The organism is Acidovorax sp. GW821-FHT09A11 (assembly GCF_059418365.1).
In genome coordinates this window covers 344,890-364,692 of the sequence record NZ_JBWKPS010000003.1, presented here as the reverse complement: position 1 = coordinate 364,692, position 19,803 = coordinate 344,890, and the positions used below count along the sequence as shown (strand labels likewise).

The window sequence follows — 19,803 nt, the reverse complement described above, 5'->3', positions numbered from 1 at the left end:
CGGGGGCTTTCCCTCTACATCGCCATGGCCAAAGAAAAAACCACGTTCACCTGCACCGAATGCGGCGGCACCAGCCCGCGCTGGCTGGGCAAATGCCCGGCCTGCGGTGCCTGGAACACGCTGATCGAGCAGGTGGCCGACGCGGGGCCGGGCAAGAACCGCTACAGCGGGTCGCAGTTTGCAGGCCTGGCCCAGGCGCAGGCGGTGATGCCCTTGTCGGCCATCGAGGCCAGCGATGTGGAGCGCACACCGAGCGGCATCGACGAGCTGGACCGGGTGCTGGGCGGCGGCATTGTCGAAGGCGGCGTGGTGCTCATCGGCGGCGACCCGGGCATCGGCAAGTCCACCCTGCTGCTGCAGGCGCTCGATGCCCTGCAGCGCGTGGGCCTGCCCACCTTGTATGTGACGGGCGAGGAAAGCGGCGCCCAGGTGGCGCTGCGCTCGCGCCGCCTGGGGCTGGACCACAGCCAGGTGAACGTGCTGGCCGAGATCCAGCTCGAGAAGATTCTGGCGACCATCGAGTCCATGCAGCCCGCGGTGGCCGTGATCGATTCCATCCAGACGGTGTATTCCGACCAGCTCACGTCCGCGCCCGGCTCCGTGGCCCAGGTGCGCGAATGCGCGGCCCACCTCACGCGCTGTGCCAAGTCCACCGGCGTGGCCATCGTGCTGGTGGGGCATGTGACGAAGGAAGGCGCCCTGGCGGGGCCGCGCGTGCTGGAGCACATGGTGGACACGGTGCTGTACTTCGAGGGCGACACGCACAGCCAGTTTCGCCTGGTGCGCGCCATCAAGAACCGCTTTGGCGCGGTCAACGAGATCGGCGTGTTCGCCATGACGGAAAAAGGCCTCAAGGGCGTGAGCAACCCGAGCGCCATCTTTTTGAGCCAGCACAGCGAACCCGTGCCGGGCAGCTGCGTGATGGTCACGCTCGAAGGCACGCGCCCGCTGCTGGTGGAGATCCAGGCGCTGGTGGACAGCGGTGGCCCCAGCCCCCGGCGCCTGTCCGTGGGCCTGGACAAGGACCGCCTGGCCATGCTGCTGGCCGTGCTGCACCGTCATGCGGGGGTGGCGTGCATGGACCAGGATGTGTTCGTGAACGCGGTGGGCGGCGTGCGCATCAGCGAGCCGGCGGCCGATCTGGCGGTGATGCTGTCCATCACCTCCAGCCTGCGCGGCAAGGCGCTGCCGCGCGGCTTCCTGGCCTTTGGCGAAGTGGGCCTGGCGGGCGAGGTGCGACCCGCGCCGCGCGGGCAGGAGCGCCTGAAAGAAGCCGCCAAGCTGGGCTTCAGCGTGGCGGTGGTGCCCAAGGCCAACGCGCCCAAGAAGCCCATCGAGGGCCTGACCATCCACGCCGTGGAGCGCGTGGAGGAGGCGATGAACGTGGTGCGGGAGATGGGCTAGGAGGGCCTGCAGACGGCGGTGACGCGCTGGTACAGCACGCTGCCGCTGTACAGGCCCAGCACCTCCTCGCGCGTGCATTGCATGGTCAGCACATGCTGGCCCTGGGCGGAAATGGCCGCCGCCGATTCAGACCGCGCCGTGGCCTGGGTGCCATCGGCATTGACGCGGATGTCCAGCTTGCCCAGCCGGCTTGCGGAGCGCAGACCGCTGGCCTGCATGGCCTGCGCGGACTGCTGCTGCAGCGCACAGATCTCCGCGCGCCCGCCGGAGTACACGCTCGCGGGGCTGCTGCTGTGGTCGGTGAGCTTGAAACTCAGGTCGGGCGCGGCCAGCGCGCACTGGGCACGGTAGTCCGACCGGTCGCCGAGCTCCACGGCTCGCCGCAGCACACCCTCCACCACGGCCGGGGTCAGCCTGGTGATGTTCTCGGCCTTGGGGCTGCTGGCGGCGGGCGCGGCCGGTGGCGCGGAGGGCGCGCTGGCCTTGACCTTGGCCACGGGTGCCGTGGCGGGGGACGGCCGTGGGCTGGGCGGCGCGGCCGGGCGTGGCGCCTGGGCGCAGGCCCGGTCGGAGAAAGTGGTGTGCCCCTTGTCGTCCGTGCACTTGAACAGGTTCTGGCCGCTGGCCGTGGAGGCGGCCAGCATGGCGGCGAGGGCCGCCAGCAAAAGGGGAGGGTTGCGCATGGAAAGCGGTGGGGGGCTGGATGCAGAAGTGCGCAATTAGAGCAGCCGGTGGTGGCGGCCCGTGCCGCACCAGCACGTCAGAAAGACTCCCAGTCGTCATCCGACGCTTTCTGGCCCGCCGGGGCCGCGGGTGCGGGAGGCGGTGCTGGGCGCGCCGCGGGGGCCTGCAGCGGCCTGGCAAGGGGCGGGGCGGCCTTGGCGGGGGCGGCTTTGAGCGCGCTGCCCGCCGCCCGAGGCCTGGGCGCCGGGGCCGGCGCGCGGGCAGGGCTGGGCGTGGTGCTGGCGGGCTGGTGGCCCACGTTGAAGACGGACACGACCTCGGCCAGGCGCTGCGCCTGGTCGCGCAGCGAGGCCGCGGCGGCCGCCGATTCCTCCACCAGGGCGGCGTTCTGCTGCGTCATCTGGTCCAGGTTGCTCACGGCCTGGTTGACCTGGCCGATGCCGTCGCGCTGTTCGCTGGAGGATGCGGTGATCTCGCCGATGAGGTCGGACACCCGGCGCACGCTGGCCACGATCTCGTCCATCGACTGGCCCGCCTGCGCGACCTGGCCCGAGCCGGTCTCCACGGTGTCGACCGAGGCGCTGATCAGCTCCTTGATCTCCTTGGCCGCGGAGGCGGAGCGCTGGGCCAGGCCCCGCACCTCGCTGGCCACCACGGCGAAGCCCCGGCCCTGTTCGCCCGCGCGGGCGGCTTCCACGGCGGCGTTGAGGGCGAGGATGTTGGTCTGGAAGGCGATGCCGTCGATCACGCCGATGATGTCGGCGATCTTGCGCGAGCTGCTGGTGATGTGCTGCATGCTCTCGACCACCTGCGCCACGACCTCGCCGCCCCGCGTGGCCGCCTGCGCGGCCGTGGTGGCCAGCTGGTTGGCCTGGCGCGCGGTGTCCGCCGACTGGGTGACGGTGGCGGTCAGCTCTTCCATGCTGGCGGCGGTCTCTTCCAGGTTGGCGGCCGTCTGCTCGGTGCGCGACGACAGGTCCTGGTTGCCCGTGGCGATCTCCACCGAGGCATTGGACATGGAGTCCACGCCGCTGCGCACCTCGGAAACCAGGCCGCGCAGGCGGGCCGCCATCTGCGATACCGAGCGCAGCAGGTGGCCGAACTCATCCTGGCGATCATCCTGCGCGGACACGGTGAGGTTGCCGCTGGCGATGGCATCGGACAGGTCCACCGCCCGGTTCAGCGGGCGCGTGATGGAGCGCACCAGCAGGAACGACAGCACCAGGCCCAGCGCGAACACGGCCCCCTGGGTGATCCAGGCCAGCAGGTTGGCGCGGCTGCGGGCGGCCTGGGCCTCCTGCCGGGCCGCGTCGCGCTGGCTCTGCTGCAGCTGCACGAAGGTCTCGAGGCTGTCCACATAGCGGCCGATGGACGGCAGGTACTTGGATTCGATGAACGACTTGAAGGCGGCCCCGTCGCCACCCTGCTTGATTTCGCGCGCCTGCTTGTTGAGGGCCAGCACATGGGTGCGCTCGGCGGCCACGCGCTCGAGGGCGGCCTTGTCCGCCGGGCTGGTCGCCAGTTCCACCACCTTGGCCTGGATGGCCGAGATGCCGGCCACGCCGGCCTTCACGCGGCCGTCGAACAGGGCCGTCAGGTCCGCATCGGGCGTGGAATTGCTGGCCAGCACCCGCTCGCCGGTGGTTTCGGTGGCGCCCTTCCATTGCGCGGCGAGCGTGATGCGATTCTCGAACGATGCCATCGACTCCATGGACCGGTCCATCACCTGGGCCACCTGGTGCTGCGCCCAGACCGACACCAGCAGCATGGCACCCAGCAGCCCCACGATAGAACCCCACAGCTTGGGCGACAGGCGCACGTTATCCAATTTCATTGACCATCTCCAGAAAGGACGAGTCCGCATTTTTCGTGCTTCCGCCACGGCCGTAAACACTTGCGGGGCCCGGCCCGCCTTCGCGTGCGATGTTCTTTCATTAATGTAGTGCTTACACAACGAAACAATTTCTCGGCCAGCGTCTGGAGGTGCCTTGCCGGCCGCTTGGCGCCCCGGCCTCGGGATCTTTGCCGGCGGCCCGGGCGCTCATATGACAATACCGCCCATGAATTTGCGCAAAATCCTGGTGCCCCTGGGCGTGGTGGGGCTGGTTGTTTTTGGTTTCATGGCCTACGGATGGCCCGGTGTGGCCGCCGTCATGGGCGGGCTCGTCATGTGGGCGCTGCTGCATTTCACGCGGCTCATGAATGTGATGAAGAAGGCCGCCAACCGCCCCATCGGGTATGTGGGCAGCGCGGTCATGCTCAACGCCCGCCTCGGCGAGGGGGTCAACCTGATGCATGTGGTGGCCATGACGCAGTCCCTGGGCGAGCAGCTGTCGCCGGCGCAGGCCGAGCCGGAGGTGTACCGCTGGACGGATGGCACCCAGTCGCACGTGACGTGCGAGTTCCGCCACGGCAAATTGGCGAAGTGGACGCTGTGGCGGCCCGAAGGCGACGGTTCCGCCGCCCCGGCGGGCCAGCCCCCGGCCGCCCCGTAAAATCCCCGGTTTGCGACCCACAGCAACAAAAGGACACCCATGAGCCCCGTAGTTCCCTCGATGGCCGACCGTGACGGCAAGATCTGGATGGACGGCCAGATGGTCGATTGGCGCGACGCCAAGATCCATGTGCTGACCCACACCCTGCACTACGGCTGCGGCGCCTTTGAAGGCGTGCGCGCCTACAACACCGCCAACGGCACGGCCATCTTCCGCCTGGAAGAGCACACCGACCGCCTGTTCAACAGCGCCAAGATCCTGCGCATGAAGATTCCCTTCAGCAAGGAAGAAGTGAACGAGGCCCAGAAGGCCGTGGTGCGCGAGAACAAGCTTGAATCCTGCTACCTGCGCCCGCTGACCTGGATCGGCTCGCAGAAGCTGGGCGTCTCCCCCAAGGGCAACCAGATCCACCTGATGGTGGCCGCCTGGGCCTGGGGCGCCTACCTGGGCGAAGAGGGCATGAAGCGCGGCATCCGCGTGAAGACCAGCAGCTACACGCGCCACCACGTCAACATCACCATGACGCAGGCCAAGGCGGTGAGCAACTACACCAACTCCATCCTGGCCAACATGGAAGCGCTGGACGATGGCTACGACGAGGCGCTGCTGCTCGACAGCTCCGGCTTCGTGTCCGAGGGCGCGGGCGAGAACATCTTCGTGATCAAGAACGGCGTGATCTACACGCCCGACCTGTCGGCCGGCGCCCTGAACGGCATCACCCGCAACACCGTGTTCCACATCGCCAAGGACCTGGGCCTGGAGATCGTGCAAAAACGCATCACGCGCGACGAGGTCTACATCGCCGACGAAGCCTTCTTCACCGGCACGGCCGCCGAGGTGACGCCCATCCGCGAACTCGACCGCATCGAGATCGGCGCGGGGTCGCGGGGCCCGATCACCGAAAAAATCCAGAGTGCCTTCTTCGACATCGTCAACGGCCGCAATTCCAACTACGCCCACTGGCTCACCAAGGTCTGATGAACATGTCGCAAGCAACCGTTGAACTCCTGGCCAAGGACCTGAACGCACAGGGCGGGGTTTTCTGCCCCAGCCCCAAGGCCGACATGAAAATCTGGAACAGCCACCCCAAGGTGTACCTGGACGTGGCCCGCACGGGCGAGGCCAAGTGCCCCTACTGCGGAACGGTGTACCGCCTCAAGGCGGGCGAGCGCGTGCACGCCGGTCATTGATTGATGCCAGTTGCAGCCGGCGGCGCATCGCCGCCGCCCACGTTGACCGTGGCGGTGCTGACCCACAACGAGGCGCACCGCATTGAAGCCTGCCTGAAGAGCGCCGCCTTTGCAGACCAGCTGCTGGTGGTGGACAGTGGAAGCACGGACGACACCGTGGCCATCGCGCGGGGCCTGGGCGCCGAAGTCCATGTCCACCCGGACTGGCAGGGCTTTGCCGTGCAGCGCAACCGCCTGCTCGCCCATGCGCGCGGCGACTACATCTTCTTCCTCGATGCTGACGAAGTGATGACACCGGCCTTCGCGCGTGAGCTGCAGGCCATCGTGCGCTCGGGCGAGCAGGCCGTGTGGAAGATCCGCTGGCGCATGGTGGCGTTCGGGCAGGAGCTCACGCACTTTCGCTCGCAGTCCCAGATCGAGCGGCTGTTCGTGCGCGGCATGGTCCGGGAATACACGGGCGTGGTGCACGAGCAGGCGCAGCTGCATGCGCTGCCCGGTGGCGGCGAGGTGCCGCGCCGCCTGATCAAGGCGCGCCTGCTGCACTACTCGCGCACCACGGTGCGCGGCAGCCTGGAGAAGCTCACGCAGTACGTGATGCTCGGCGCCGCGAAGCGCGCCGAGAACGGGCAGCGGGGGGGGGTGCTGCGGGGGCTGGCCTCGGGCACTTCCATGTTCGTGCGCCTGTACGTGTTCCGCCTGGGCTTCCTGTGCGGGGGCGCGGGCTTCCTGTACTGCTTCTTCGTGGCGCTGGAGGGGTTCTTCCGCTATGCGGCGCTGCGGTACGACCGTGACCGCCTCACGGGCCGGGTGATCCGCGGATGAAGGCCTACCGCTGGTTCGGGCGCTGCGCCAGCCTCGGCGCGTTCATGGTTCCGGGCCTGGCCCTGTGGCTGCCCTCGGGCTATTCCTATGGGGCGGTCGTGCTGCTGCTGGCCGCGCTCGCCAGCGCGCCGGTGTGGTGGAACCGGCCCGCGCCGCGCGCGGCCTGGTGGCTGACGGCGGCGTTTTCCTGCATGGCGGCGCTGTGGCTGCTGGACGTGGGGGCCACCTGGGGCTGGGGCAGCATGGACCGCCCCGTCAAGTACCTGCTGGCGCTGCCCTGCATCTTCTACCTGATGACCTTCGAGCCGCGCGCATCGTGGCTGTGGATGGGGGTGGCGGTGGGCGCGGTGGGCAGCGGCCTGGTGGCCATCTACCAGATCTGCGTGCAGGCGCTGCCCCGCGCCAATGGCTTCACCAACGCCATCCAGTACGGCAACCTGAGCATGCTGCTGGCCGTGATGAGCGGCCTGTTGCTGGTGGTGCAGTGGAAGCGCTGGGTGCTGTGGCAGCGGGTGCTGCTGGCGGCGGCCATCGTGCTGGGCGCGGCGGGGTCGGTGCTGTCGCAGTCGCGGGGCGGATGGCTGGCGCTGGTGCTGCTGCTGCCGGTCAGTGCGTGGCTGCTGGTGCGCACCACGGGGCAGCGCCGGATGTACTGGGGCCTGTGCGCGCTGGCGCTGGCGGCGGCCGCGTTGTCGCAGGTGCCCGCGGTGGAGCAGCGGGTGGACGAGGCGCGCCAGGAAGTGCAGACCTACAAGGACCACGGCGATGGCCGCAGCTCGGTCGGGCAGCGGCTGGCGCACTGGGGCCTGGCGTGGGAGATGGGCTGGGACCGGCCTTTGACCGGCTGGGGCCGCGCGGGCTATGCCGAGGAGAAGGCGCGGCGCGTGGCGGCCGGGCTGGCACACCCGGTGGTGCTCGAATTCGGCCACGCGCACAACGAAATCCTGGATCTTTTCGCCAAGCGGGGGCTGCCCGGCGTGCTGCTGTTGCTGGCGTTCTATGGCATTCCGCTGGCGATGTTCTGGCCCACGGCCCGGCGCATCCGCGATGGGGCGGGAAAGATGGACAAGGAATCGCTTTCCCTGTGCCTGGTGGGAGTGATGGTGCCCCTGTCGTACATCGGCTTCGGCCTCACCCAGGTCTTCCTGGCCCACAACAGCGGCAACATGTTCTATCTTTTCATGTGCCCGCTGCTGCTGGCCGCCCTGCACGAGCGGCGTGCCCGCATCGGCTGCGGCCGGCCGTTCTAGATGCGACACCCTCCTGAGCGGCTTCGCCGCATCCCCCCGCTCTCGCATTGCTGTGCAATGCGGGCAGGGGGATGCAGCCCTCGCTGCGGGGCGGCCCTTGCTCGGCTGCCCGGGACTGGGCCGTGCCGGTTTCAACCGTTGCGGGCCTCGCACAGAGCCATAGACAACTGAGACAGAGGCATTCTTCATGCACATCCTGCTGGTCAACAACTCCCCCATCCCCGTCTACGGCTACGGGGGAACCGAGCGCGTGATCTGGGACCTGGGCAAGACACTCGTCCAGCAGGGCCACCGCGTGAGCTACCTGGTGCCCGAGGGTTCGACCTGCGACTTCGGCGACGTGCTGCCCATCCGCCCGGACGAGCCGTGGGAGGGGCAGATCCCGAAGGGCGTGGACATCACGCACTTCCAGTTCAACCCCCGTACCGAGCTGGCCAAGCCGTACCTGGTGACCGAGCACGGCAACGCGCGCAAGCCCAAGCCGCTGCCACTCAACACGGTGTTCCTGTCGCGCGACCACGCCGCGCGGTATGGCTCCACCGAGTTCGTCTACAACGGCCTGGACTGGAGCGGCTACGGCCCGGTGGACTTCCAATCGCCGCGCCCGCGCTACCACTTCCTGGGCAAGGCGGCGTGGGGCGTGAAGAACGTGCGCGGCGCCATCAAGGTGGCACTGCGCGCGGGTGTGGAGCTGGATGTGCTGGGCGGCACGCGCATCAATTTCAAGCGCGGCTTTCGCTGGACACTGTCGCGCAAGATCCATTTCCACGGCATGGTGGGCGGCACGCAGAAGACGGGCTTGCTCAACGCATCGCGCGGGCTGATCTTTCCGGTGCGCTGGCACGAACCCTTCGGGCTGGCGGTGATCGAGAGCCTGTACTTCGGCTGCCCGGTGTTTTCCACGCCCTATGGCGCGCTGCCCGAGCTGGTGCCGCTGCACTGCGGCGTGCTGTCGGCCGAGGCGAACGTGCTGGCCGAGGCGGTGCGTGGCAACCGTTTCGATGCGCGCGCCTGCCACCAGCACGTGGTCGACCATTTCAGCGCCGAGCGCATGGCGCGCAATTACCTGCGGATGTACGAACGTGTGCTCGCAGGCGAGAAGATCAATGCCCAGCCGCCGGTGATCCAGGGGCCTGCGCGCGAACTGCCCTGGAGGCAGTGAAGCCCCCTGAGGCGCTGCGCGCCATCCCCCGAGGGGGACGCACCCGGTGGCCCGGCAAAGCCGGTTCCACGGGTGCACTGGCGGGGCCGCGCGCTTTGCAGAGACCGGGCTTGACCGTCCGCACTGCCTCCATCACTCCCACCCGTTCGGGCTGAGCCTGTCGAAGCCAGGGCGTACACGGTGTTGCAACGCCCGATCACTCTCCAGAGAATCCTGGTTGAATTGCCGCTAGCGCTTGTCCAGTAAGCGCTAGCAGCTATCGAATGGATAGCGTCACTGCGCTTGCAGCAACGCTGCCTGCGCGGCCAGCGCCGTCCGCCATTCCGCTTCCAGCGCGGCCACCAGCGTGGCGGCGGGCATGGGGCGCACGGCGGCGACGCCCTGGCCGGCCCAGAGGGAGAGGTGGTCGGCGCGGCCGGCCTCGGCCGATGCGCGGCGCAGGGCGCCGGTGAGGGCGTTCTGCACCGGGTAGGCCGGTACCTCCGTCTCGTGCGCATGCAGGCGCTGCAGCATGGGGTTGACGATGCCGCGCGCGGGGCGGCCCGAGAACACGCGGGTGGTGCGCGTGTCGGTGGCGATGGCCTGGGCCATGGCGTCGCGGTAGGCGCGGCCGATGCCCGATTCGTCGCAGGCGAGGAAGGCCGTGCCCATCTGTACCGCCTCGGCCCCCAGCGCCTGCGCGGCGGCGATGCCGCGTCCATCCATGATGCCGCCCGCCGCGATCACGGCCACGCCGCGTGGGCGCAGCGCATCCACGCACTGTGGCACCAGCGCGAGCGCGCCCACCATCGCGGCGGCAAAGTCGGCCTGCGATGGCACGCCCGCGCGCACGGTGGCGTCCGCGGGGGCAAGCCCTTCGGCCTGCGGCCGGCCCGTGGGCAAAAAGGTGCCGCGGTGGCCCCCGGCCTCCATCCCCGACGCGCAGACCGCATCGGTCCCCACGTCGGCCCAGGCCAGGGACTCGGCCACCGTGGTGGCGGTGCCGATCACGTAGCAGCCCGCGTGGTGCAGGCGCTCGACCTGCGCGGCAGTGAGGATGCCGAAGGTGAAGCTCGCCACGGCGGGCCGGGCCTCGACCAGGGCCTCGAATTGCGCAGGGAAGTCCTCGCACCAGCGCGCGGGCACGGCGGCCTGCAGGCCGAACTCGGCGTACAGCGGGGCCACGCGGGCCAGCGCCTGCTCGACGGTGGCGGCATCGGGCGCGGGTGTGTCTTGCACGAACAGGTTGAGCCCGAAGGGCCGGTCGGTGCGGCGGCGCACCTCGGCGGCGGCCTCGGCCATGGCCGCCGGCGAGCGCATGCCGCAGCCCAGCGTGCCCAGCCCGCCCGCGGCGGACACTGCGGCCGCCAGGGCCGGCGTGTCGGCACCGGTCATGGGCCCCTGCACGATGGGCAGGCGAAGGGAGAGGGCGGTGCGCAGGCTGCGGTCGGGCATGGTGACGTTCCGTGAAAGAAAGAAGGAAATAAAGGGGGAAACGAGCTGAAGGCGGTCAGTCGACCAGCACCTGCTGCAGCGCATCGAGCGCGGCCGAGCGGTAGCCCTGGCGCCAGGTCAGCAAGGTGGTGATGGTGGTGATCGGCTGCTGGCTCAGCAGGGCCGCGTTCGGCGAGATGCTGAGCACCGAGCGCGGCACGATGCCCGCGCAGCCGCCGCCCGCCACACTGGCCAGGATGGCGTGGTACGAGCCCAGTTCCAGCAGCTGCATGGGCTCGCGCCGTGGCGCGAACCAGTCCTGCGCGATGCGGCGGTAGGTGCAGCCGGGCTCGAACACCGCCAGTGTGCCGGGCTGCACCTGGTCGGGCCCGGCGGCATGCGGGTGGCCGGCGGGCAGGACCAGCAGCAGCTCTTCAGTGAACACCGGCCGGGTTTCCAGGGCCGGGTCGGCGGGCTGGCCCGGCGGCCAGGCCACCAGCACCGCATCGAGCGCATGCGCGCGCAGGCGTTCCACGAGCACGCGGGTCGCGGCGGTCGTGAGCTCTAGCGCCACGCCGGGCCACTGGCGGTGCAGGCGCGCGAGCGGCGCGGGCAGGCGGCTCGCCGCGGTGCTTTCCATCGACCCCAGGCGCAGGCGGCCGGCGGGCGGCCCCGGGTGCAGCGCCTGGCGGGCTTCCTCGGCCAGCGCGAGCAGCCGGTCGGCATAGCCCAGCAGCACCTCGCCCTCGGGCGTGAGCGCCATGCGCTTGCCCTCGCGCAGGAACAGCGGCGTGCCCAGGTCGGACTCCAGCTGGCGCACCCGCGTGGTCACGTTGGACTGCACGCGCTGCAAACGCTCGGCCGCGCGCGTGACGCTGCCCTCCGCCGCCACGGTGCGGAAGATGTCGAGAGCGGCGAGGTCGAGCGGGGGTGGCCCTTTGTCCATCATGAAAAAGTATGAATTACAAAAATTCAATCTCTTGCTAAGATGATATGCAACAGCATTCCCCGTGGCAACCCCATGTCCCCACCGTGAACCCGGCGTCTCTTTCCCCTCCCACCTCCCGGCACGCTGACGGCGCCACGGCCCTGCAGGTCGCCCTGGCCGGCATGGCCGCGCTGGCGGCGGCCATGGGCATCGGCCGTTTTGCCTTCACCCCGCTCTTGCCCATGATGCTGCACGACGGCGTGGTGGACATCGCCACGGGCAGCTGGCTGGCCACGGCCAACTACGCCGGCTACCTCGCGGGGGCGCTGCTCTACATGGCCTTGCCCTGGCTGGGCCGGCGCCTGGGCGGCGTGCCCGGCAACGCGGCGCTGGTGCGCGGCGGGCTCGTGGCCACGGTGCTGCTCACGGGGCTGCTGGCCGTGCCGTGGCCGGCCTTTTGGCCCCTGCTGCGCCTGCTCGCGGGCGTGGCCAGCGCGCTGGTGTTCCTGGGCACGGCCAACTGGTGCATGGGGCGGCTGGCGCACCTGGGGCGCCCGGCCCTGGGGGGGCTGATTTTCTGCGGGCCAGGGTTGGGCATCGTCATCACCGGCCTGCCCACCAGCGCCATGGTGGCTGCGGGCTGGAGCGCCGCGGCGGGCTGGGCGGCCTTCAGCGCATTGGCGGCCGTGCTGTGTGCGGGGGCGTGGGCGGTGTTCCAGGGGGTGGACGCACCGGCCGCGGGGGCGGCGGGGGCCGCAGGCGGCGCCTCTGCGCCCGCGCGCCCCGTGGCCGAGCGGACCCTCCTGGCCGTGGCCTACGGCCTCGCGGGCCTGGGGTACATCGTCACGGCCACCTTCCTGCCCGTCATCGCACGCGCGGCGCTGCCCGCCGGATCGGTCTGGCCCGACCTGTTCTGGCCGCTCTTCGGCGCGGGCGTGGCGCTGGGCGCGCTGCTCTCCACGCGGATCGCACCCACCCGCGACCGGCGCATGCTGCTGGCCTGGGCCTACCTGCTGCAAGCGGCGGCCATCGGGCTGGGCCTGCTCTGGCCGGGGCGCGCGGGGTTCGCGCTGGGCAGCCTGTTGCTGGGGCTGCCGTTCACCGCCATCACGTTTTTTGCCTTGCAGGAGGCGCGCCACCAGTGGCCCCAGGCGGGCGCGGGCTTCACCGGCCTGATGACCGCGCTCTATGGCATCGGCCAGATCGTGGGGCCGCCCATGGCGGCGGCGCTGCTGGCACGCGCGGGTTCGCAGGCGCAGGGTTTTGACTGGGCGCTGGGCGTGGCGGGGTCGGTGCTGGTGCTGGGGGCCGTGCTCTACGGCGTCATGGCATGGCGCTGGCGCCAGCCGTGCTGACCGGCAGGCGCAGCACGAAGCAGGCGCCACCGCCCTCGCGGTCCTCGCAGTGCACGGTGCCGTTGTGGCGCCCTGCGATGGAGCGCACCAGGGCCAGCCCCAGGCCCACGCCCCCCGCGCGCTCGCTGGCGCCCGGCAGGCGGTAGAAGGGCTCGAAGATGCGTTCGCGCTGGCTGGCTGGCACGCCTGGTCCCCGGTCGCACACGCGCACCTCGGCGTGGCCCTGGCGGCGGTGCACCACCACCGTGATCTCGCCCGTGCTGTAGCGCCGGGCGTTTTCCAGCAGGTTGCGGATGGCGCGGCGCAGCAGCTTGGAGACGCCGCGCACGTCCACGGAGTCGGCGCTGGAGCTCACATCCAGGTCGGCATCCACGCGCGCGCACTCCTCGGCGGCCAGGCCGATGAGGTCCACCAGCTCCACGGTGCCCACGTCGGCCTCGCGCGCATCGAGGCGGCTGGCCAGCAGGATCTCGTCCACCAGTTGGTCCAGCTCGGCGATGTTGCGCAGGATTTCCTCGCGGAACGCGGGCGAGGGCTGCTGCCCGCCCATCAGCTCCATGCCCATGCGGATGCGGGTGAGCGGCGAGCGCAGTTCGTGCGAGGCGTTGGCCAGCAGGGATTTGTGCGACTTGACCAGCGTTTCCACGCGCGCGGCGGCGGCGTTGAACTGGCGCGCGAGGTCGGCCACCTCGTCCTGTCCCTGCTCGGGCACGCGCACCGACAGGTCGCCCTCGCCGAACTTCTGCACGCTGCGCTGCAGCGCCTCCAGCCGCAGGGTCAGGCGCCGGATGATGGGGTACACGCCCACGGCCACCGCCAGGCTCACGATGCCCAGCAGCCACAGGAAGCCGAACGGCGGCCGGGTCCAGAAAGCCGCGTCGCCCTGGTTGGGGCCGCCGGGCCGGCCGCCGCGTTCGCCGCGCGGCTGGCGGGGCGCCATCTGCAGCACGAACGGCTGGCCAGTGCCCGACTCGATGTGGAACTCGGCCCCTTCGCCGGGTTCGCTGGGCTGGCGCGTGGCCAGGCCGCGCAGCACCAGGTTGCCGGCGGGGTCGCGCAGCACCATCTCGCGCGACGGCGGCACAAAAGGCTGCGCGTTCTGCGCCTTCTGCTCTTCGGCCATGCGCCAGGCCCAGCCCACGGTCAGCGTCAGCACCGCGATGCCGCCGACCACGGCCAGCCAGATGCGCAGATACAGGCGGCGGGAGAAGGGGGTGGAGAGGGACATTCAGCAAAGCGGGGTGCGCGCCGTGGCAGGGCCGCGCTCCACCGGTCAGTCTTGTTGTTTTGCGAATACATAGCCCACGCCGCGCACCGTGAGGATGCGGCGCGGGTTCTTGGCGTCGGCCTCGATGGCGGCACGGATGCGGCCCATGTGCACGTCGATGGAGCGGTCGAAAGCCTCCAGCTCGCGGCCGCGCACGGCCTCCATGATCTGGTCGCGCGTGAGCACGCGGCCCGCGCGCTCGGCCAGGGCCACCAGCAAATCGAACTGGTAGGAGGTGAGGTCGGCCAGCTCGCCGGACACGGTCACGGTGCGCGCGTCGCGGTCGATCTCCAGCGTGCCGAACCGCAGCACCTGCGTGGCCGCCGAGGCACCGCCGCCATCGGTGCGGCGCCGCAGGATGGCGCGGATGCGCGCCAGCAGCTCGCGCGGCTCGAAAGGCTTGGGCAGGTAGTCGTCGGCGCCCAGCTCCAGGCCGATGATCCGGTCCATGGGGTCGCCCTTGGCGGTGAGCATGAGCACCGGCACCTGCGCCGCGCTGCCCTGCAGCGAGCGGATGCGGCGGCACACCTCCAGCCCGTCCATGTCGGGCAGCATGAGGTCCAGGATCACGAGGTCGGGCAACGGCCCGGCGTCCGGCCCCTGCAGCTGCGCCAGGCCGCTCTTGCCGTCCGCGCGGTGCGTGACCTGCAGGCCCGACTGGCCCAGGTACTCGCCCACCATCTGCGCGAGGCGGGCGTCGTCTTCGATCATCAGCAGTTGGGAGCTCATGGGGGCAGTGTAGTGGGAGGCCTGGACAGAGCCCCCATGCTCGCGCGCGGGCGTCTCCCCGTGTTGAAGCCTCCGTAAAGTTGCGGTAAACCGCCGGGGGTGAAAAACAGGCGGTTGCTATAAATTAGATAGCTATTCGCGCATTGCCATCAAGCGCTAGAGGCTGTTTTTACCCGGGATGCCAGCCACACCAGCACCAGCACCGGCAACCCCAGCATCGCGGTGGCCGTGAAGAAGTGCGCGTAGCCGAAGGCATTCACGTAGTCGCCCGAGAACCCCGCCACGAACTTCGGGGCAAGCAGCATCATGGAGCTGAACAGCGCGTACTGCGTGGCCGAGTAGCTCACGTTGGTCAGGCTCGACAGGTAGGCGATGAACGCCGCCGACGCGATGCCGCTGGCCAGGTTGTCGGCCGACACCACGGCGATGAGCGCCGTCACGTCGTGCCCGTGGCCCGCCAGCCAGGCGAACAGCAGGTTGCTCGCGGCGCTCAGGATGGCGCCCAGCATCAGGATGCGCATCACGCCAAAACGCATCGACAGCACGCCGCCCACGAAGGCGCCCGCCAGCGTCATGATCACACCGTACACCTTGGTCACGGCGGCCACCTCGTCCTTGGTGAAGCCCATGTCCACGTAGAACGGGTTGGCCATGATGCCCATCACCACGTCGCTGATGCGATAGACGGCGATGAGCGCCAGGATCAGCGCCGCGTGCCAGCCGTAGCGGCGCAGGAAGTCGGCGAAGGGCTCCACCATGGCGCCCTGGATCCACTCGGCCGCGTTTCTGGCCGGGGGCAGTTGCACGGGCGCGGGCTCGCGCGAGAACAGCACGGTGACCACGCCCACCGCCATCGACGCCGCCATGGCCAGGTAGGCCGCCTGCCAGGCGCCGTTCTGGTACGCGGCCGCGCCTTGCGCCACCACCTGCCCCACCGCAGGGGCCACTTCGGAGCGCGCCGCAATCCACAACACGCCCGCACCGGCCCAGATCATGGCCAGGCGGTAGCCCGTCTGGTATGACGCCGCCAGCGCCGCCTGGTGATTGGCGTCGGCCGATTCGATGCGGAACGCATCGAGCGCGATGTCCTGCGTGGCCGAGCCGAACGCCACCGCCAGCGCGCACCACACGATGGGTCCGAGCGTCTGGCGCGGGTCGGCCAGCGCCATGCCGATGAGCCCGCCCACGATGAGCGCCTGCGACAGCAGCAGCCAGCTGCGCCGCCGTCCCAAGGCCCGGGTGAGCAGCGGGATCGGCATGCGGTCCACCAGCGGCGCCCACACCCACTTGAAGCCGTAGGCCAGGCCCACCCAGCTCAGGTACCCGATGGTGCTGCGGTCGATGCCCGCCTCGCGCAGGCGAAAGCTCAGCGTGCCCAGCACCAGCAGCAGCGGCAGCCCGGCGGAGAACCCGAGCGTGAGCATGCGCAGGCTGGCGGGCTCCAGGTACACGCGCAGGGTCTGCAGCCAGGGCGTGCGCGCGGACTTTTCGGGGCTGAGGCCGGGGGGGGATGAAGTGGATGTGTCTGACATGGGGGGCGGAGGTTTTGTCTATCATCGCCGACACCCTTGCAGCCCGGCCTGCCAGCCTCCATCTGGCGACAAGCCCTGGTGTGTGGTGCGCCAGCGCTGCTTATTATTCCTTCAGGGATTGCCTGTATGTGCCTTTTCTGCCCCGCTCCCTCCGTTGCACCGTCGTCCCCGTGGTCGGCGCGCCGTGCATTCCTGCTGGCGGCCGGCGCCACTGCCGCCGCGCCGGTGCTCGCGCAGGTGGACGTGGGCACGGCGTCCAGCCTGCGCAAGCTGGTGCCCGCCGAGACGCTGGAAAACTCGGCCGCCCAGCAGTACCAGCAGATGCTGCAGCAGGCCAAGGCCAAGCGCGCGCTGGCGCCCGAGGGGCATCCGCAGCTGCAGCGCCTGCACGCCATCGCCAAGCGGCTGATCCCGTACGCCGCCCCGTGGAACGACCGCGCCAGGCAGTGGCGCTGGGAGGTCAATCTCATCGGCAGCCAGCAGATCAACGCGTTCTGCATGCCCGGCGGCAAGATCGCGTTCTACACCGGCATCCTGGACCAGCTCAAGCTCACCGACGACGAGGCCGCGATGATCATGGGCCACGAAATGGCCCATGCGCTGCGCGAACATGCGCGCGAGCGCATCGCCAAGACGCAGGGCACCAACCTCGCGCTGCGGCTGGGCTCGCAGCTGCTGGGCCTGGGCGACCTGGGCCAGGCGGCCGCCGGCCTGGGCGGGCAGCTGCTCACGCTGCAGTTCAGCCGCTCGGACGAGAGCGAGGCCGACCTGGTGGGCCTGGAGCTGGCCGCCCGCGCGGGCTACCAGCCCTCGGCCGCCGTGAGCCTGTGGAAGAAGATGGGCAATGCCAGCGGCAGCAAGCAGGGCGGGCTGGCGTTCCTGTCCACCCACCCCTCGGGTCCCGCGCGCATCCATGAGCTGGAGCTGAACGTGCCCAAGGTGCAGGGCCTGTACGAGGCGGCGCGGCGCAACGGCTGAGGCGCCGGGCGGCCCCGGGGCCGGGTGCTGGTGCTGGTGCTGGGTTGCTATTAAAATGGTAGCTGTCTGCGCTTATCCATCAAGCGCCAGCTGCCTTTTTTGTGCCCTGCCCCGCTCGGCATGGACGTTGGCCTCAGGCCACGCTCACGCGGTTGCGGCCTGCGTGCTTGGCTTCGTAGAGCGCCTTGTCGGCGCGCACGATGGCGGCCTGCAGGTCGTCCGCGCCATGCACCTGCGCCACGCCAAACGACATGGTGAGCGACAGGGGCGCGGGGCCGACCTCCATCGGCGTTGCCTGCACCGCGGCGCGGATGCGTTCGGCCGTGGCGCAGGCGGCGTCGAGCGGGCTGGCGGGCATCAGCGCCAGGAACTCCTCGCCGCCCCAGCGGGCGAGCACGTCGCCTTCGCGCAGGCTCTGGCTGAGCGTGCGGGCCATGGCCACCAGCACCTCGTCGCCCACGGCATGGCCGTACTGGTCGTTCACGCGCTTGAAGTGGTCCACGTCGCACAGCAGCAGGGCGATGGGCGTGCCGTCGCGCTGGCCGCGGGCCAGCGTGTGGGCGGCCAGCGCCTCGAAGTGGCTGCGGTTGTTCAGGCCGGTCAGCGGGTCCAGCGTGGCCTGCTTGCGCAGCCGGCCCTCGGCGATGAGGATGGTGCGGCGGTAGAACGCCGCCAGCGCCGCCGACATCGCGAACACCAGGCAGATGTGGATCCAGTTGACGATCTTCACGCTCAAGGGCGGCAGGGGGGCCAGCGGCCCCAGGTGGTCGCACAGCACCTGCAGGCCCAGGTAGTACGCCAGCAGCGCGATCACCATGGGCGCCGCGAAGCCGCGCGTGTTGGCGATCACGATGGCCGGAATGAACAGCAGCAGGTAGTAGTGAAAGCCGCTGTTCCAGCCGATGAGCAGCGAGCCCAGTGCCGCGTGGCCTACCACCTCCAGCCAGATCAGCGCCAGCGCGGCCGCGTTGTAGCGCGACTGGATGAGCCGGTAGGCCCCCAGGTACATCGCGATGCTCACCAGGTTGACGGCCGCCAGCGGCAGCGACCCCAGCCACAGGAACAGCACGATGTAGCCGCCGTCGATGGCCGCCGCCGTGAGCGCCACGCGCTGCACCATGGCCCAGTAGGCCTTGCCCGCCAGGCTGGAGCCGCGCTGCGGGATGGCGAACGGGCGGGGCGGGCGGGGCTCGGGGCGGGCGGATGCGGAATGTGCCATGGCGGGCAGGGGCCTCGCCGGTGTTCGGGCACCGGTGCGGCGCGATAACAAAATGTCACATTCTAGGAAGCGCCTGCGCTGCCCATCGTCCGATGTGGGCGGCAGGCGGGCCGCAATTGGGGCTTAAGGGGCGGGGGGCGCCGTGCCAGCCGCCGGCGCGCTGACGGTTTGCACGGGCTGCCAGTCCACGGCCATGGGGCTCTTGCGCGAGAACAGCTCCACGTGCGAGTCGATCGCGAACTGCACCCGGTCCAGGCTGGCCTGGTCGTCGGCGCTGCAGTCGAAGTGCAGCGCCGCGCCATCGGCCCGCAGCAGGCACAGGCCCCAGGGAAAGTGGGCCTGGCCCTGGTGCTCGTCATACGTCACGGTGATCTTGCGCGTGAAGTGGTAGCACAGGCGCTGCAGGTAGCGGCTGGCGTCGGGCGTGGGCACATGGCCCTGGCGTCGCATCATGGGAAGGGGCTGGTTGTGGTCATGGAAGAAGCGGCATCCAGCGGCAGCGCGGCGTCGGCCAGCACCAGCAGGTTGCCTTGCGAGCAGCGCTCCACGCGGGCCTGGACGCCATAGGCGCGCCGCAGCAGCGCGGGGGTCAGCAGCGGGGCCGGCGCGCCGGCGGCCAGCACGCCGCCGCCGCCCAGCACCAGCACCTGCTGGCAAAAGCGCAGCGCCAGGTTCAGGTCGTGCACGGCCACCAGGCCCACGGTGCCCTGCTGCTGCACCAGGTCGCGCACGGCCTGCAGCACCTGCAGCTGCCAGCGCAGGTCGAGCGCGCTGGTGGGCTCGTCCAGCAGCAGCAGGCGCGGCGCGCGCACGATGGCCTGCGCCAGCCCCACCATCTGGCGCTGCCCGCCCGAGAGTTCATCGAGCCGGCGCAGCGCCAGCGCCTGCAGCCCCAGCGATGCCACGACGGATTCGATGGCCGCCTCGCGCCGGGCGGCGCTCCAGTCGCTGCGCCCGGCGCGCAGGGCGCTGTGCCAGGTCTCGTAGGCCACGAGCGAGGTGCTCTGGGGCAGCGCCTGCGGCAGGTAGCCCACGCGGCGCAGGCGCTCGCGGGGCGGCAGGGTGGCCAGGTCCGTGCCCTCGAGCCACACGCGGCCCTGCGCCGGCCGCAGCCCGGCCACGGCCTTGAGCAGCGTGGACTTGCCCACCGCGTTGGGCCCCACCACGGCCACCAGCGTGCCGGCGGGCACGGCAGGCAGGTCCACGCCCTGCAGCACGGGCCGGCCGGGGTAGCCGGCGGTGAGTTGTTCGAGGGTCAGGCCGGTTGTCATATCAAGCCTCCATGGCGCTACGCACCCTCGGCAGCCAATGAAACTGACGCGGCCCGGGCCAGCGCCCCCGCGCAAGGGCCGCCCCGCCGCGCCGGGGGCGTCCT

19 protein-coding genes are annotated in these 19,803 nt (G+C 70.5%); 9 read left to right on the top strand and 10 right to left on the bottom strand.

Features of this window, described 5'->3' with window-relative positions; translation table 11 throughout:
- The first annotated feature begins 24 nt into the window (after nt 1-24).
- Complete coding sequence (radA, locus tag AC07PV_RS09295; protein WP_494630041.1) at nt 25-1,404, top strand: DNA repair protein RadA; 1,380 nt, start codon at nt 25-27, stop codon at nt 1,402-1,404.
- Here the strand turns inward: radA and AC07PV_RS09290 are convergent.
- Both AC07PV_RS09290 and AC07PV_RS09285 read right to left on the bottom strand, forming a co-directional pair.
- Nucleotides 1,401-2,087, bottom strand: coding sequence for a hypothetical protein (locus AC07PV_RS09290; RefSeq protein WP_218296637.1), 687 nt, complete (start codon nt 2,085-2,087; stop codon nt 1,401-1,403). The genes radA and AC07PV_RS09290 overlap by 4 nt on opposite strands.
- A gap of 77 nt (nt 2,088-2,164) precedes the next feature.
- Nucleotides 2,165-3,922: a methyl-accepting chemotaxis protein gene (locus tag AC07PV_RS09285; RefSeq protein WP_218296638.1), complete on the bottom strand. Its 1,758-nt coding sequence runs from the start codon at nt 3,920-3,922 to the stop codon at nt 2,165-2,167.
- A 226-nt stretch (nt 3,923-4,148) separates the two neighbouring features.
- On the opposite strand from AC07PV_RS09285, the gene AC07PV_RS09280 reads away from it, so the two are divergent.
- The 6 genes from AC07PV_RS09280 (at nt 4,149) to AC07PV_RS09255 (ending at nt 9,007) form a co-directional block, all read left to right on the top strand.
- On the top strand, nt 4,149-4,583 hold the full coding sequence (locus AC07PV_RS09280) for a glycerate kinase (protein ID WP_218296639.1): 435 nt from the start codon (nt 4,149-4,151) through the stop codon (nt 4,581-4,583).
- A 39-nt stretch (nt 4,584-4,622) separates the two neighbouring features.
- Nucleotides 4,623-5,561, top strand: coding sequence for a branched-chain amino acid transaminase (locus tag AC07PV_RS09275; protein WP_218296640.1), 939 nt, complete (start codon nt 4,623-4,625; stop codon nt 5,559-5,561).
- Between the two features lie 5 nt (nt 5,562-5,566).
- Nucleotides 5,567-5,773: a zinc-finger domain-containing protein gene (locus tag AC07PV_RS09270; protein ID WP_492808141.1), complete on the top strand. Its 207-nt coding sequence runs from the start codon at nt 5,567-5,569 to the stop codon at nt 5,771-5,773.
- 3 nt (nt 5,774-5,776) lie between these two features.
- Nucleotides 5,777-6,595 (top strand): glycosyltransferase family 2 protein, encoded by an 819-nt coding sequence (locus AC07PV_RS09265; RefSeq protein ID WP_218296642.1) that lies wholly within the window; start codon nt 5,777-5,779, stop codon nt 6,593-6,595.
- Nucleotides 6,592-7,845 (top strand): O-antigen ligase family protein, encoded by a 1,254-nt coding sequence (locus AC07PV_RS09260; protein ID WP_218296643.1) that lies wholly within the window; start codon nt 6,592-6,594, stop codon nt 7,843-7,845. Before AC07PV_RS09265 ends, AC07PV_RS09260 begins: the two co-directional genes overlap by 4 nt.
- Before the next feature lie 187 nt (nt 7,846-8,032).
- A complete protein-coding gene (locus AC07PV_RS09255) occupies nt 8,033-9,007 on the top strand; it encodes a glycosyltransferase (RefSeq protein ID WP_218296644.1) in 975 nt (324 codons plus the stop codon).
- A 273-nt stretch (nt 9,008-9,280) separates the two neighbouring features.
- On the opposite strand, the gene AC07PV_RS09250 is transcribed toward AC07PV_RS09255, so the two are convergent.
- Together AC07PV_RS09250 and AC07PV_RS09245 are read right to left on the bottom strand one after the other, a co-directional pair.
- A complete protein-coding gene (locus AC07PV_RS09250) occupies nt 9,281-10,441 on the bottom strand; it encodes an NAD(P)H-dependent flavin oxidoreductase (protein ID WP_494630040.1) in 1,161 nt (386 codons plus the stop codon).
- Between the two features lie 55 nt (nt 10,442-10,496).
- Nucleotides 10,497-11,366, bottom strand: a complete 870-nt coding sequence (locus AC07PV_RS09245; RefSeq protein WP_218296646.1) for a LysR substrate-binding domain-containing protein — start codon at nt 11,364-11,366, stop codon at nt 10,497-10,499.
- 47 nt (nt 11,367-11,413) lie between these two features.
- Between AC07PV_RS09245 and AC07PV_RS09240 the strand changes: the two genes are divergently transcribed.
- Nucleotides 11,414-12,703, top strand: a complete 1,290-nt coding sequence (locus tag AC07PV_RS09240) for a YbfB/YjiJ family MFS transporter (protein ID WP_218339134.1) — start codon at nt 11,414-11,416, stop codon at nt 12,701-12,703.
- Here the strand turns inward: AC07PV_RS09240 and AC07PV_RS09235 are convergent.
- From AC07PV_RS09235 to AC07PV_RS09225, 3 genes are all read right to left on the bottom strand, one after another.
- Complete coding sequence (locus AC07PV_RS09235; protein ID WP_218296648.1) at nt 12,672-13,931, bottom strand: HAMP domain-containing sensor histidine kinase; 1,260 nt, start codon at nt 13,929-13,931, stop codon at nt 12,672-12,674. The two genes, AC07PV_RS09240 and AC07PV_RS09235, sit on opposite strands and share 32 nt — an antisense overlap.
- Nucleotides 13,932-13,976: 45 nt before the next feature.
- A complete protein-coding gene (locus AC07PV_RS09230; protein WP_218296649.1) occupies nt 13,977-14,699 on the bottom strand; it encodes a response regulator in 723 nt (240 codons plus the stop codon).
- A 149-nt stretch (nt 14,700-14,848) separates the two neighbouring features.
- Entirely contained in the window at nt 14,849-16,231 is a 1,383-nt protein-coding gene (locus AC07PV_RS09225) for an AmpG family muropeptide MFS transporter (RefSeq protein ID WP_494630038.1), read from the bottom strand.
- Between the two features lie 126 nt (nt 16,232-16,357).
- Between AC07PV_RS09225 and AC07PV_RS09220 the strand changes: the two genes are divergently transcribed.
- Complete coding sequence (locus tag AC07PV_RS09220) at nt 16,358-17,209, top strand: M48 family metallopeptidase (RefSeq protein WP_218296651.1); 852 nt, start codon at nt 16,358-16,360, stop codon at nt 17,207-17,209.
- Between the two features lie 133 nt (nt 17,210-17,342).
- Here the strand turns inward: AC07PV_RS09220 and AC07PV_RS09215 are convergent, their stop codons facing one another.
- The 3 genes from AC07PV_RS09215 to AC07PV_RS09205 form a co-directional block, all read right to left on the bottom strand.
- Complete coding sequence (locus tag AC07PV_RS09215; RefSeq protein WP_218296652.1) at nt 17,343-18,428, bottom strand: GGDEF domain-containing protein; 1,086 nt, start codon at nt 18,426-18,428, stop codon at nt 17,343-17,345.
- Nucleotides 18,429-18,551: 123 nt separating this feature from the next.
- Nucleotides 18,552-18,881: a DUF2218 domain-containing protein gene (locus AC07PV_RS09210; protein ID WP_218296653.1), complete on the bottom strand. Its 330-nt coding sequence runs from the start codon at nt 18,879-18,881 to the stop codon at nt 18,552-18,554.
- Entirely contained in the window at nt 18,878-19,699 is an 822-nt protein-coding gene (locus tag AC07PV_RS09205) for an ABC transporter ATP-binding protein (RefSeq protein WP_218296654.1), read from the bottom strand. The genes AC07PV_RS09210 and AC07PV_RS09205 overlap by 4 nt, the downstream gene beginning before the upstream one ends.
- Nucleotides 19,700-19,803 lie beyond the last annotated feature (104 nt).

Excerpts from the sequence above, each read along its gene's own strand:
- radA (WP_494630041.1), top strand. The coding sequence starts at position 25 with ATGGCCAAAGAAAAAACCACGTTCACCTGCACCGAATGCGGCGGCACC.
- AC07PV_RS09290 (WP_218296637.1), bottom strand. The coding sequence starts at position 2,087 with ATGCGCAACCCTCCCCTTTTGCTGGCGGCCCTCGCCGCCATGCTGGCC.
- AC07PV_RS09285 (WP_218296638.1), bottom strand. The coding sequence starts at position 3,922 with ATGAAATTGGATAACGTGCGCCTGTCGCCCAAGCTGTGGGGTTCTATC.
- AC07PV_RS09280 (WP_218296639.1), top strand. The coding sequence starts at position 4,149 with ATGAATTTGCGCAAAATCCTGGTGCCCCTGGGCGTGGTGGGGCTGGTT.
- AC07PV_RS09275 (WP_218296640.1), top strand. The coding sequence starts at position 4,623 with ATGAGCCCCGTAGTTCCCTCGATGGCCGACCGTGACGGCAAGATCTGG.
- AC07PV_RS09270 (WP_492808141.1), top strand. The coding sequence starts at position 5,567 with ATGTCGCAAGCAACCGTTGAACTCCTGGCCAAGGACCTGAACGCACAG.
- AC07PV_RS09265 (WP_218296642.1), top strand. The coding sequence starts at position 5,777 with ATGCCAGTTGCAGCCGGCGGCGCATCGCCGCCGCCCACGTTGACCGTG.
- AC07PV_RS09260 (WP_218296643.1), top strand. The coding sequence starts at position 6,592 with ATGAAGGCCTACCGCTGGTTCGGGCGCTGCGCCAGCCTCGGCGCGTTC.
- AC07PV_RS09255 (WP_218296644.1), top strand. The coding sequence starts at position 8,033 with ATGCACATCCTGCTGGTCAACAACTCCCCCATCCCCGTCTACGGCTAC.
- AC07PV_RS09250 (WP_494630040.1), bottom strand. The coding sequence starts at position 10,441 with ATGCCCGACCGCAGCCTGCGCACCGCCCTCTCCCTTCGCCTGCCCATC.
- AC07PV_RS09245 (WP_218296646.1), bottom strand. The coding sequence starts at position 11,366 with ATGGACAAAGGGCCACCCCCGCTCGACCTCGCCGCTCTCGACATCTTC.
- AC07PV_RS09240 (WP_218339134.1), top strand. The coding sequence starts at position 11,414 with ATGCAACAGCATTCCCCGTGGCAACCCCATGTCCCCACCGTGAACCCG.
- AC07PV_RS09235 (WP_218296648.1), bottom strand. The coding sequence starts at position 13,931 with ATGTCCCTCTCCACCCCCTTCTCCCGCCGCCTGTATCTGCGCATCTGG.
- AC07PV_RS09230 (WP_218296649.1), bottom strand. The coding sequence starts at position 14,699 with ATGAGCTCCCAACTGCTGATGATCGAAGACGACGCCCGCCTCGCGCAG.
- AC07PV_RS09225 (WP_494630038.1), bottom strand. The coding sequence starts at position 16,231 with ATGTCAGACACATCCACTTCATCCCCCCCCGGCCTCAGCCCCGAAAAG.
- AC07PV_RS09220 (WP_218296651.1), top strand. The coding sequence starts at position 16,358 with ATGTGCCTTTTCTGCCCCGCTCCCTCCGTTGCACCGTCGTCCCCGTGG.
- AC07PV_RS09215 (WP_218296652.1), bottom strand. The coding sequence starts at position 18,428 with ATGGCACATTCCGCATCCGCCCGCCCCGAGCCCCGCCCGCCCCGCCCG.
- AC07PV_RS09210 (WP_218296653.1), bottom strand. The coding sequence starts at position 18,881 with ATGATGCGACGCCAGGGCCATGTGCCCACGCCCGACGCCAGCCGCTAC.
- AC07PV_RS09205 (WP_218296654.1), bottom strand. The coding sequence starts at position 19,699 with ATGACAACCGGCCTGACCCTCGAACAACTCACCGCCGGCTACCCCGGC.